General features: G+C 65.0%; 11 protein-coding genes. 4 read left to right on the top strand and 7 right to left on the bottom strand.

The genetic code is table 11. The annotated features are described in order from the left end of the window. Positions 1–193: 193 nt before the first annotated feature. The 3 genes from QW868_RS32270 to mbfA all read right to left on the bottom strand — a co-directional run bounded on the left by QW868_RS32270 (position 194) and on the right by mbfA (position 3,327). A complete protein-coding gene (locus QW868_RS32270; RefSeq protein WP_316232448.1) occupies positions 194–1,663 on the bottom strand; it encodes an amidase in 1,470 nt (489 codons plus the stop codon). Positions 1,664–1,746: 83 nt separating this feature from the next. Then, positions 1,747–2,277 (bottom strand): cytochrome b, encoded by a 531-nt coding sequence (locus QW868_RS32265; RefSeq protein WP_316232447.1) that lies wholly within the window; start codon positions 2,275–2,277, stop codon positions 1,747–1,749. A gap of 78 nt (positions 2,278–2,355) precedes the next feature. Further along, positions 2,356–3,327 (bottom strand): iron exporter MbfA, encoded by a 972-nt coding sequence (mbfA, locus tag QW868_RS32260; protein WP_315713729.1) that lies wholly within the window; start codon positions 3,325–3,327, stop codon positions 2,356–2,358. 202 nt (positions 3,328–3,529) lie between these two features. Between mbfA and QW868_RS32255 the strand changes: the two genes are divergently transcribed. After that, complete coding sequence (locus tag QW868_RS32255; RefSeq protein ID WP_315753591.1) at positions 3,530–4,252, top strand: hypothetical protein; 723 nt, start codon at positions 3,530–3,532, stop codon at positions 4,250–4,252. 72 nt (positions 4,253–4,324) lie between these two features. Here QW868_RS32255 and QW868_RS32250 read toward each other — a convergent pair whose 3' ends face one another. The 4 genes from QW868_RS32250 to QW868_RS32235 all read right to left on the bottom strand — a co-directional run bounded on the left by QW868_RS32250 (position 4,325) and on the right by QW868_RS32235 (position 9,010). Next, positions 4,325–4,708, bottom strand: coding sequence for a hypothetical protein (locus QW868_RS32250; RefSeq protein ID WP_315797112.1), 384 nt, complete (start codon positions 4,706–4,708; stop codon positions 4,325–4,327). A gap of 95 nt (positions 4,709–4,803) precedes the next feature. Beyond that, positions 4,804–5,874 (bottom strand): alpha/beta hydrolase, encoded by a 1,071-nt coding sequence (locus QW868_RS32245; protein ID WP_316232450.1) that lies wholly within the window; start codon positions 5,872–5,874, stop codon positions 4,804–4,806. A 252-nt stretch (positions 5,875–6,126) separates the two neighbouring features. Next, the gene (locus QW868_RS32240) at positions 6,127–7,668 is read right to left on the bottom strand and encodes an acyl-CoA synthetase (RefSeq protein ID WP_316232446.1); all 1,542 of its coding nucleotides are present in this window, start codon (positions 7,666–7,668) and stop codon (positions 6,127–6,129) included. Positions 7,669–7,837: 169 nt separating this feature from the next. Then, a complete protein-coding gene (locus QW868_RS32235; RefSeq protein ID WP_316232445.1) occupies positions 7,838–9,010 on the bottom strand; it encodes an acetyl-CoA C-acetyltransferase in 1,173 nt (390 codons plus the stop codon). 138 nt (positions 9,011–9,148) lie between these two features. On the opposite strand from QW868_RS32235, the gene QW868_RS32230 reads away from it, so the two are divergent. The 3 genes from QW868_RS32230 to QW868_RS32220 all read left to right on the top strand — a co-directional run bounded on the left by QW868_RS32230 (position 9,149) and on the right by QW868_RS32220 (position 11,612). After that, a complete protein-coding gene (locus QW868_RS32230; protein WP_315753583.1) occupies positions 9,149–9,808 on the top strand; it encodes a TetR family transcriptional regulator in 660 nt (219 codons plus the stop codon). A gap of 83 nt (positions 9,809–9,891) precedes the next feature. Beyond that, positions 9,892–10,650: an SDR family NAD(P)-dependent oxidoreductase gene (locus QW868_RS32225; protein WP_316232444.1), complete on the top strand. Its 759-nt coding sequence runs from the start codon at positions 9,892–9,894 to the stop codon at positions 10,648–10,650. A 155-nt stretch (positions 10,651–10,805) separates the two neighbouring features. Beyond that, entirely contained in the window at positions 10,806–11,612 is an 807-nt protein-coding gene (locus tag QW868_RS32220; RefSeq protein WP_316163659.1) for an enoyl-CoA hydratase/isomerase family protein, read from the top strand. The last annotated feature ends 38 nt before the right edge of the window (positions 11,613–11,650 follow it).

Here is an 11,650-nt window from a genome sequence, read left to right as displayed (position 1 = left end):
ATTTGGCGATGCTCAAGACCGTAGAAGAATCCACGCCATGCGCCTTGTCCACTCAGTCTAAACCGGACAGCCGTGGGCTTGACCCGGGCATCCAGCCTCTCTGGAAGATGGATGGCCGGGTCAAGCCCCGCCATGACGATGTAGGACGACGGCGGAATCTGGCGAGGCGTTGTTGAAGAAGTCCGATCGCTAACTAGTCCACAAACCGCGGCGGCGGGACGAAGCCGCCGAACTCGCGCTCGATCAGCTCGGCGAGCTTGAGCGGCGTGCGGTCCTCGAAGTACGGACCGACGATCTGCACCCCGACCGGCAGGCCGTCGGCAAGCCCAAGCGGAATCGCGGTGGCGGGCAGTCCGGGCAAGGTGGCGATGCCCGGCCAGGCGAGCTGATCGGTGTAGCAGTGCTCGACGCCGTCGATGCTGATGCGGCGCTGCTCCTGGTCGGCCGAATGGTCGTGCGGATAGGCCGGCGTCGGCATGATCGGGCAAATCACGGCATCGAACTGCTCGAACAGCGTTCGCCATTGCGCGCGCAGCCGTGCCCGCGCCCCGCCGGCCTGCACCCAGTCGCGATGGCTGAGCGCGATGCCGCGCAGCCGCTCCGCCGCGAGGCTCGCTGCCTCCTTCGGCAATTGCGCGGCCGCGTGGCTGGCGCCGGCGTGGACCTCCGCCGGCATGGTGGCGCCGATGAAGCCCAGCAGCATGCGCATGTAGAGCCGGCTCGATGCGGCGAAGTCCGGCAGCAGCGGGCTCTCCGTCGTGACGCTGACGCCGGCCCGCGCGAGGTCGGCCGCCAGCCGCTCGATCGCGCCGCGCACGGCGCTGTTGGTCGGCAGCAGCGGATCGCTCGCGACCACCAGCACGCGGAAATCCTGCAGGCGACCGTGACGCGGCGGCGGCAGGTCGAGGCGAAACGCCTTGCCGGCTTCGAGCGGGTCGGGGCCTGCGATCACATCGAGCAGCAGCGACAGATCAGCGGCCGAGCGGGCCATCGGGCCGACGACGGCGAGGTCCGCCTCGCCCGGCAGCGGCTGAAACGGCGGTGGCGTGTGGCCGCGCGAGGCCGCGAGGCCGTAGGTCGGCTTGTGCGCGGTGACGCCACAATGAAACGCGGGGACCCGGAGCGAGCCGCCGATATCGGATCCGAGCGACAGCGAGCCGTAGCCGGCCGCCAGTGCCGCGGCCGATCCGCCGGACGAACCGCCTGGCGTGCGGCCGAGATCGTAGGGATTGTTGGTGGTGCCGTAGATGTCGTTGTAGCTCTGCCAGTCGCCGAGCCCGAGCGGCACGTTGGTCTTGCCGAGCACGATGCCGCCGGCATCCTTCACGCGCTTCACCGTCAGCGCATCCTCGGCCGCGATGAAATCCCTATGCTGCGGAAAACCCCATGTCGTCGGCAGGCCGGCGACGTTGTAGGATTCCTTCACCGTGAGCGGAAGGCCGAGCAGGGGCCGCCGTTCGCCGCGCGCCAGCGCCGCGTCGGCGACGTCAGCGGCAGCGAGCGCGCGCTCGAAATCGCGCACGCAGACGGCGTTGATCTCGGAGTCATGACGTTCGATGCGGTCGATGGCGAGCCTGGTCAGCTCCACCGACGAGATCTGACGATCTGCCAATGCCTTCGCCGTGTCGACGGCGGTTGCGAACGTCCATTGCGGTGCGGCCAAGGTCGATCCTCCCGGTGCGATGTTTGCCGGGAGTCTTAACCGATGCGGATGGCGATCGCTTGACCAAAATTGCGGACTATCCTCTAGCCCGGCAGCATCCGCTGCATGACGCGGTCGCGATAGATGAAGACGTGCGCGAGTGCGGCGGCGACGTGAACGACGATCAGGATCAGCAGCAGCCATTCGGAGGCCTGGTGCAGCCCGTCGATGGCGCGGTTACCGGCCGGGTTGCGCGCGGCCAGCATCGGCAACGGAAGCAGGTGGAAGAACGACACGCTCCAGCCGCGGAAGGAGGCGAACAGCCAGCCGGTGATGGTGCTCGCCAGCACCATCGCATAGAGCATCCAGTGCACGACCTCCGAGCTCAGCCGCTGCCAGGGCGGCAGCGAGCTCTCCGGTGCGACCGGATGGGTGAGCCGCCAGACGAAGCGCACGGCGATCAATGCCAGAATGGTGAGACCGAACGAGATGTGCAGGATCATCGGCGCGCCGGGGGGAGTGTTCGCGTGCAGGTCCGGCATCAGCCAGCCGACCGGATACTGGATGGCGAGCAGCGCCACCACCAGCCAGTGCAGGATCTTCGCGGGCGTGCCGTAATGCAAGCGTGGCGTCATGACGAGTTTTCCGTTGCGGTCGGTCTGGCGCCATCAGCCTCGCGGCTGGACGTTTCGCAAGACGCCGGGGTGCGGATGCTAGGCCGCTCCTATGAGAATTCCGACGCCGAGCACGATGATGCCGCCGAGCACGATCTGGAACACCGCCTGCAGGAACGGCGTGTCCATGTAGCGCGCGCGGATGTAGGCGATCGCCCACAGCTCGAAGAATACGACGAGACTGGCGATCGCGGTCGCAATCCAGAACGCGTTGGTCCAGGAGTCCGGGACGAGATAGGGCATCGTGTGCCCCAATCCGCCGAGCGTCGTCATCGCGCCGCACACGGCGCCGCGCAGCCACGGCGAGCCGCGGCCCGTCAGCGAGCCGTCGTCGGACAGCGCCTCGGCGAAGCCCATGCTGATGCCGGCACCGATCGAGGCGGCGAGACCGACCAGGAAGGTCTGGAAGTTCTGATGTGTGGCGAAGGCGGCGGCGAACAGCGGCGCCAGCGTCGAGACCGAGCCGTCCATCAGGCCGGCGAGACCGGGCTGGACATATTGCAGCACGAACACGCGCCGCCGCGTCTCGTCCTCCTTGTGCCGGACGTCCGGGCTGAGGATCTTGTCGGTCAGTTTCGCCGCGACCTTCTCATGGCCCTTCTCGGCCTCGGCGAGATCGCCGAGCAGCCGGCGCACGCCGACGTCCTTGGCCTGCTCGGCGGCCTTGGCGTAGAAGCGCTCGGCCTCGAACTCCATCGTGCCGACCTCGCGGCGGATGGCGTCGAGCGACAGGTTCTTGGTCAGCCAGATCGGCCGGCGCTGCATGAAGCCCTTGACGTTCTCGCGCCGGATCGGCGGCAGGTTCTTGCCGAAGCGCTCCTCATAGAGCTCGAGCAGCATGTGGCGGTGGCCCTTCTCCTCCTCGGCCATCTGCTCGAACAGCTTGGCCGAATCCGGATAGCGTTCCGCCAGATCCTCCGCGAAGCTCATATAGATGCGGCCGTCTTCCTCTTCGGCAGAGATCGCGATTGCCAGGATCTCGCGCTCGGTGAGGTCGGCGAAGTTCTTCATTCCAAGGTCCCCGGATCTTTCGCTCTCAACATTCGAGTATTTAGAACGTTTCTAAAGTCTATATGGATTTGCTGCACCGCGGTCAAACTCCGGCCGCAGATTGGTCGCGAAACCCTTTCGTGACGTCGCATTCAAGCTCCAGTCATGGAACTGCGAGGATAGTCCGTCGTTCGCGTTCCGCTCAGCCACCTAAGGAGTTCCAATGGATAGCGTCAAATATCGGCTCAACGATCCAGGGTTGGCGCCGCGCCGCACCCGGATGGACATCCCGGGCTGGGCGGGCGAACGCCAGCCACGCGCGAATGGCTCGCATGAGCAGGTCTGGCATTGCGTACCATTCTCGGAAGGTGCGCAATATGGCATCGAGCTGTTTTATCCCTACGACTTCGAGCTGCAGGTCACCACGCGCGACGGCAAGCTGGAGCTGTCCGGCGACTGGGGCGAGCCGCCGAGCCCGAGCCTGCAATGGCCGCCATTCCGCAATTTCGGCGATGCCTTCTACACCTACCAGATCCTGCTCGATCTCAAGGTGCCCAACGGCTTTGCGATCCGGACCGAGCCGCATCCGCGATTCTACACCGACCGCACCGATACCTGCCCGATCGCCGTGCCGGCGCTGGTGCGCAGTTTCTGGCCGATGCTGTTCTTCTGCGTGTTCAAGGCGCCTGCCGAGGGCCGGACCCACATCTTCCGCCCCGGCGAGCCGTTCGCGCAGGTGATCGTGATTCCCGAGGAGGCGAACTTCACGGTCGAGCCGATGAGCCCCGACGAGGCGGCGGAACGCGAGCTGCAGTCACGCCGGATCCATGCCAGCCGGCCGGTCCTCGCCAAGGACACCGAATGGGTGTCGAGCACCGATACGGTGTTCGACGGCACCTACCGCCACCTGCATCGCGCCGCGAAGGAGAAGGCGCGCAAATCGTGAGGACGCCCTGCAGACATGAAAGAGGCGCCGACCTCGCGGCCGGCGCCCCGTCAAACCATCATCGCGATGCGATCAGTAGCGATCGTAGTACCAGTGATGGTGGTGATGATGGTGATGGTGGTGATACCAGCGCCGCGGCGGCACCACGTAGACGCGCGGACCGTAGCCGTAGCCATAGCCATAGCCATAGCCGCGCCAGTAGCCATGGTGGTGATGGTGATGATGATGGTGGTGATGGTACCATTGCGCGAGTTGAACCTTCGGCTCGGCCGTCGGCGGTCCCTGCTCGTCGAGTGCTTGAAGCACCTTGGCGGCGTTCGGAATCGGCTCGAGCAGGTCGGCGTAGGAATTGGCCTTCAGGACATCGGTCGGGGCGGGAGCCGCCGACGCCTGCGCCGTGCCGAGCGCGCCGACAGCGGCGACCGCGCCCAACAAGCCTGCGATCTTCTTATCCATAAATCATCTCCTGATGCGCATCGCCCGGATGCAGAAACGTCAACCCCGAATGTTCGTTCCTCGATTCGCCTGATAGTTCGAAACGGCGTCCGAAATCAGGCTGTCAGTCTGTTCAGGAACGTTAACAGGAGCTCATTGACTCGTTCATGTTGCTCCTGCTGCACCCAATGACCGGCGCGATCGATCAGCTCGCACAGTATCATGTTGGTGCACACTCGGGATTGCATCGCCTCAAACACGTCGGGCCGTTGGTAGATGCCCCAGTCTTGCAGGCCCGAGATGAATGCAGACGGAACGTCGATGGTGAGATCCGACCACGTCTGCAATTCAGCGTCGAATAGGCCGGACGTGCCGCAGCGGTACCACTGCAGTCCGCCCTGGAAGCCGTTTCGTTCATATTCGGCGGTGTAGACAGCGAGCTCATGGTCCGGCAGCCAGCGATTCGCCGCGATCGTCGCCGCATCGGGCATCTCCTCGGCGACGGTCCCGGCCATCGTCTTGTCGCGGTCCATCACGTAGTAGGTCGGCAGCTTCGCGAGCTCGCTCGCGCTCCACGCCTGCAGCGGGTAAGGGGCGTTGCCCGCCCAGTCCGCGCTCTTGTGATGGTAATAGGCGCGCAGGAAGTCATGCAGTCCCTGCGGCGCCCGATGCATGTCCGTATTGGCCTGCCGCGTCGCGTAGTACCATTGATAGTGCTTGCGCGGCCGCGGCAGCGCGGCCAGTTCGCGATGCACGGGATCCTCCTGCGGCGCGAGCGGATGACCGGCGATGTCGAACGGTGCTGCCGGTGGCCCCGGGAACGGTGCGCTCATCATCACGACCGATCGAAAGACATCGGGGCGGATCACCGCGCACCACGCCGCGACGGGGCTGCCGAAGTCGTGGCCGATGACAGAAGCGACATGGCGATGGCCGAATGCATAGACCACGCCAAGCGCATCACGCACCAGATTGGTGAATCGAAACGGCGCGAGATCGTCGTCATAGTCGGCGCTCCACCCCGTGGTGCGGCCATAGCCGCGCTGGTCCGGCGCCAGCACGTGATATCCGGCGGCGGCCAACGCCGGCATCACCTTGCGCCAGCTATAGGCCAGCTCGGGAAAGCCGTGTAGCAGCAGCACACAGGGGCGGCCGGGCGTCTCGAAGCCGGCTTCCAGCACGTGCATGCGCAGGCCGTTGATGCCGTCGACGAAGCGCGAGCGGATCGTGGATGGGAGGGGAAGCGGAGGAAGGGACTGGGACATGGCGTGCACTCTCCTCGCGTCGTCCCGGCCAAGCGAGCGAAGCGAGCGCGAGCCGGAATCCATAACCACAGGCGCTCATGTGACGCCAAGCTGGAGCTTATACCCTTCGCATCATCGGCTGCGGTGGCTATGGGTCCCGGCGCAAGGCCGGGACGACAGCTACCGTTATTGGAGCTATGCCGCGCCCTTCTTCGGCCAGTAGCGTTCGCGCAGGTGGCGCTTGACCAGCTTGCCGGTCGGCGTGCGCGGCAGTTCCGGCTCGAAGTCGATCGAGCGCGGGCACTTGATCGGCGACAGATGCTGGCGGCAGAACAGGATCAATTGCTCCTCGAGCGCCTTGCCGGCGCGCGCCATGTCGTGCGGCTGCACCACCGCCTTGACCTCCTCGCCCATCTCCTCGTTGGGAACGCCGAACACCGCGACGTCGGCCACCTCCGGGTGGGTGATGAGGACGTCCTCGGTCTCCTGCGGGTAGATGTTCACGCCGCCGGAGATGATCATGTAGGACTTGCGGTCGGTGAGATAGAGGAAGCCGTCGGCATCGAGATAGCCGACATCGCCGAGGGTCGACCAGCCCTTGTCATTATAAGCGCGCTTCGTCTTCTCCGGATCGTTGTGATAGGAGAACTGCGGCGCATCGGCGAAATACACCGACCCGATCTCGCCGGTCGGCATTTCCTGATCGTCCTCACCGAGAATCTTGATCTTGCCCACCACGGCGCGTCCGACGCTGCCGCGGTGCTCGAGCCACTGTTTCGAGGCGCACACGGTGACGCCGTTGCCTTCAGAGCCAGCATAGTACTCGATCAGGATCGGGCCCCACCAGTCGATCATCTTCGCCTTGACGTCGACCGGGCAGGGCGCTGCGGCGTGGATCGCACCCTTCAAGGTCGAGACGTCGTAGCGCTTGCGGACGTCCCCCGGCAGCTTGAGCATGCGCACGAACATGGTCGGCACAAGCTGCGACTGCGTGACCTTGTATGTCTCGACGAGCTTCAGGAACTCCTCGGCGTCGAAATGCTCCATGATGATCGAGGTGCCGCCGAGCACGGATACCATCATGTTGAAGCGCAGCGGCGCTGCATGATAGAGCGGTGCCGGCGACAGATAGATGCTGTCGGCGTTTATGCCGCACATGTCGGCGCAGAGCACGCGCAGGAACTGGTTCGGCTGATCGATCGGATTGCCTTCGAAATCCTTCTTGATGCCCTTCGGCCGTCCCGTGGTGCCCGACGAATACAGCATGTCGTAGCCGGCGACCTGGTCGGCAATCGGCGTCGTCGGCTGCGCGCCGGCCTCCTTGTCCCAGGAGCGGAAGCCGGGCTCGGGCTCGTCGACCATGAAGAACAGCGGGCCGTCCGCGGCACCGGTCACGAGGTCGCGCACCTGCTCGGCGCATTTCGGCGAGGTAATGAAGACCTTGGCGCCGCAATCCTTGATGATGTAGGCGATCTCGTCCTTGGTGAGATAGCGGCTGATGGCGGTGTAGTAGAGGCCGGAACGCTGCGCAGCCCAGGCGATCTCCATGAAGGCGAGCCGGTTCTCCATCAGGAACGCGATGTGGTCGCCGGCCTTCAGCCCCAGCGCGCGGAACAGCTGCGCGCCCTGGTTGGAGAGCTCGTCGAGCTCGCGATAGGTGATGGCCTTGCCGGTCCCCGCCATCTGATAGGCGATCTTGTCGGGATGGCTTCGGGCGTGGATGGAGGGGTGGGTCATGAGGGCACACCGCTTGATCAGGATGGCTGTCGTCCCCGCGAAGGCGGGGACCCATAACCACCGAATGAAATTGGGAAGCGAGCTGGAACTCCAGCTCAGCTCGACCACGAACACGTGGGAGTATGGGTCCCGGCGCAAGGCCGGGACGACACCATTGCTGTAGCGAGGACTACAGCCGCTCCACGATCGTCACGTTCGCCATGCCGCCGCCTTCGCACATCGTCTGCAACCCATAGCGCTTGTTGCGGGCCTTCAGCGCATGCAGCAGCGTGGTCATCAGCTTGGTGCCGGAGCCGCCGAGCGGATGGCCGAGCGCGATGGCGCCGCCATTGACGTTGAGCCTGTCAGGATCCGCGCGGGTTGCCTTCAGCCACGCGGTCGGCACCGATGCGAAGGCCTCGTTGACCTCGTAAAGATCGATGTCGTCGATCGACATGCCGGCCTTCTGCAGCGCGCGCTGTGTCGCCGGCAACGGCGCCTCCAGCATGATGACGGGGTCGCCGCCCATCATGGTCATGTGGTGGACGCGGGCCAGCGGCTTGACGCCGAGCGACTTCAGGCCGCGCTCGTTGACGACCATGACGCCGGACGCGCCGTCGCAGATCTGGCTGGCCGTGGCCGCCGTCAGCTTGCCGTTCTCGGCGATCAGCTTGACGTTTCTGATGCCGTCGAGGCTGACGTCGAAGCGGATGCCCTCGTCGATGTGGTGGGTGTCGGTCGAGCCGTCGGCACGGGTGATCTCGAGCGGGATGATCTCGTCCTTGAAGTGGCCTGCTTGCGTGGCGGCAATCGCGCGCTGATGGCTGTTATAGGCGTATTCGTCGAGCTCATCCTTGGAGAGACCGTACTTCTCCGCCATCATTTCCGCGCCGGTGAACTGGCTGAACTGGATGTTCGGATAGCGGCTCTCGATGCCAGGGCTCTTGTAGTGCCCGAAGCCGTTCTTCGCCGGCAGGGTCGATGACAGGCCCATCGGCACCCGTGTCATGGATTCCACGCCGGCGGCGATCACGACATCCATCGCGCCCGACATCACCGCCTGCGCGGCGAAATGCAGCGCCTGCTGCGACGAGCCGCACTGCCGGTCGATCGAGGTGCCGGGCACGCTCTCCGGCAGCTTCGACGCCAGCACCGCATTGCGCGCGATGTTGGTGGACTGCTCGCCGGTCTGCATGACGCAGCCCATGATCACGTCCTCGACTTGGTCCGGCGCGGCGCCGGAGCGCTCGACCAGCGTATCCAGCACCTTCGCGGCGAGATCGGCCGGATGCCAGCCGGCCAGACGGCCACCCTTGCGGCCGCCGGCCGTGCGTGCGGCCGCGACGATGTAGGCTTCCGCCATGACGTGTCCTCCCTAGACTTGGTGTTCGTGATTGCGCGCGATTTAAATGCTCCAATGTCGGTTAGTCAATCGATCAATTAACTCTTGAGATCAACTCCGGCTTCGGCTTATCTGCCGCGATCAATTGCGAGATGCGCCTTGGGACCTCAGCTCCAGAACAGCGTGCCGGAAAAGCTTCCCGCGGGACGGAATGCCACCGCGGAGAAGCTGCTGGACGCAGCGAGCGAGCTGATGATTCAGAGGTCCTCGATCGAAATTTCGCTCAGCGACATCGCCCAGAAGTCCGGCGCCAACGCCGCCCTGGTCAAATATCATTTCGGCAACAAGGACGGGCTGCTGCTGGCGCTGCTCGCCCGCGATGCTGCGACCGAGGTCGCCAATCTCGATTATCTGCTGGCGCAGCCGCTTGCGCCGACGGCCAAGCTCAAGCTGCACATCAGCGGCATCATCCGCGCCTATCACCGGTTTCCCTACATGAACCGGCTGATCCACTATCTGCTGCACGAGAGCAGCGCCGAAGCCGCGGATGAAGTGTCGAAGTTCTTCGTCGCGCCGCTGTTGGATTTCCATCGCCGGCTGATCGAGGAGGGCGTCGCCAAGGGCGAGTTCCGCGCCGTGGATCCGGTGCTGTTCTATACCAGCCTGATCGGCGCCTGCGATCATCTGTTCTTCGGCCGCCACGCGATGTCGCGCGCGATCGGCGTCGGCCCGGTCACCGATGATGTCTGCCGTCAGTACATCGCCCACATGGAGGCGCTGATCTGCGGCGGAATATTGAAGAGGGCGAATGGCGAATAGGGAGTAGCGAATAGAGGTTCGCCCTATTCGCTACTCCCCATTTGCTATTCGCAAACAAAAAACGTCCAAGGAGGAAGCGCATCATGCAGTTGAACAACGTTGCCGTTCTCATCACCGGCGGTGGCTCGGGCCTGGGCGCCGCCACGGCGCGCGCCATGGCTGCCAAGGGCGCCAAGATCGCCGTGCTCGACCAGAGCAAGGAGAACGCGGAGAAGGTCGCTGCCGAGCTGAAGGGCGTCGCTGTTCATGCCGACGTGACCGACGAGGAGCAGGTCAAGGCCGGCCTCGCCAAGGCCGAGGCGGCGCATGGCGTCGCCCGCGTGCTGGTCAACTGCGCCGGCATCGGCGGCTCGCAGCGCATCGTCGGCAAGGACGGCGTCTATCCGCTCGCGAAGTTCGCCCGCATCATCAACGTCAACCTGATCGGCACCTTCAACGTGCTGCGGCTGTTTGCTGAGCGCCTCGTCACCGCCGAGCCGGTCGGCGAGGAGCGTGGCGTCATCATCAACACGGCCAGCGTCGCGGCCTATGAAGGCCAGATCGGCCAGATCGCCTATTCGGCCTCGAAGGGCGGCGTCGTCGGCCTGACCTTGCCGGCCGCGCGCGACCTCGCCAGCCAGAAGATCCGCGTCAACACCATCGCGCCGGGCCTGTTCCTGACGCCGCTGCTGATGGGCCTGAACGAGGAGGCGCGCAAGAGCCTCGGCGCCCAGGTGCCGCATCCGGCCCGTCTTGGCGACGCCTCGGAATACGGCAACCTCGCCGTCCACATCGTCGAGAACCCGATGCTGAACGGCGAGACCATCCGCCTCGACGGTGCCATTCGCATGGCGCCGCGCTAGCGGCAAGCTCCGCTGTCGTCCCGGCCTTGCGCCGGGACCCATGCTCCGCGGCGTCTGAAACAGGCAATCTGGCAGACGCCGCGTAGGTACAACACAAGCCGGTGGCTATGGATCCCGGCGTACGCCGGGATGATACTAAGGGTGGAGCGCGCGTCATGTCCCAACCGCTGCTGATCGAGCACGACAATGGTGTCGACCGGGTGACGCTCAACCGTCCGGACAGCCTCAACGCGCTCGATCCGGCGCTGATCGACGCGCTCAATGCCTATTTCGAAAGCCTGCAGCGCAATCGTACCACGCGGGTCGTCGTGCTGAAGGGCGCCGGCAAGAACTTCTGCGCCGGGCTCGATCTGAAAGCCGCGATGCAGCGGCGCGGCGGTGTCAATGAGCCCCCTGGCGTCACCGAGTCCTTGGATTCGCAGCGGCGCATCGCCGATATCGTGATGCTGATGCGGCGCTGTCCGCAGCCGATCATTGCGCTGGTGCAGGGCGCAGCCGCCGGCGGCGGCTTCGCCCTGGCGCTCGCGGCCGACATCCGCATCGCGTCGCGCTCGGCGCGGATGAACTGCGCCTTCATCAAGCTTGGCTTAGGGGGCTGCGACATCGGCACCAGCTACTTTTTGCCTCGCCTCGTCGGCGTCTCCGTCGCCTCAGAACTGATCCTCACCGGCCGCTTCATCGGCGCCGAGCGCGCGCTGATGGTTGGGCTGGTGTCGGAGATCGTCGAGGACGACATGCTCGACAGCGCGGCCGCGCCCTTCGTCGAGGCGATGATGACCGCATCGCCGGTCGGTCTTCGACTGTCGAAGGAATGCCTCAACATGAGCGTCGATGCGTCGTCGATCGAGGCCGTCATCGCGATGGAGGATCGCAATCAGGTGCTGTGCAGCCGCTCGGAGGATTTCAAGGAGGGCATTCAAGCCTTCCTCGAGAAGCGAAAGCCGGTCTATACCAACCGGTAGATATCAAGATCCGCAAAGGACGATATTTCGGGAGACGC

Source organism: Bradyrhizobium sp. SZCCHNR1051, from assembly GCF_032489615.1.
Taxonomy (GTDB): domain Bacteria; phylum Pseudomonadota; class Alphaproteobacteria; order Rhizobiales; family Xanthobacteraceae; genus Bradyrhizobium.
The sequence above is the reverse complement of the archived record's forward strand: the minus strand, read 5'-3'. Positions and strand labels throughout refer to the sequence as shown.

Bases quoted from the DNA above. Each gene is read 5' to 3' on its own strand.
- QW868_RS32225 (WP_316232444.1), top strand. From the start codon at position 9,892: ATGCAGTTGAACAACGTTGCCGTTCTCATCACCGGCGGTGGCTCGGGC.
- mbfA (WP_315713729.1), bottom strand. From the start codon at position 3,327: ATGAAGAACTTCGCCGACCTCACCGAGCGCGAGATCCTGGCAATCGCG.
- QW868_RS32265 (WP_316232447.1), bottom strand. From the start codon at position 2,277: ATGACGCCACGCTTGCATTACGGCACGCCCGCGAAGATCCTGCACTGG.
- QW868_RS32250 (WP_315797112.1), bottom strand. From the start codon at position 4,708: ATGGATAAGAAGATCGCAGGCTTGTTGGGCGCGGTCGCCGCTGTCGGC.
- QW868_RS32255 (WP_315753591.1), top strand. From the start codon at position 3,530: ATGGATAGCGTCAAATATCGGCTCAACGATCCAGGGTTGGCGCCGCGC.
- QW868_RS32245 (WP_316232450.1), bottom strand. From the start codon at position 5,874: ATGCACGTGCTGGAAGCCGGCTTCGAGACGCCCGGCCGCCCCTGTGTG.
- QW868_RS32240 (WP_316232446.1), bottom strand. From the start codon at position 7,668: ATGACCCACCCCTCCATCCACGCCCGAAGCCATCCCGACAAGATCGCC.
- QW868_RS32235 (WP_316232445.1), bottom strand. From the start codon at position 9,010: ATGGCGGAAGCCTACATCGTCGCGGCCGCACGCACGGCCGGCGGCCGC.
- QW868_RS32220 (WP_316163659.1), top strand. From the start codon at position 10,806: ATGTCCCAACCGCTGCTGATCGAGCACGACAATGGTGTCGACCGGGTG.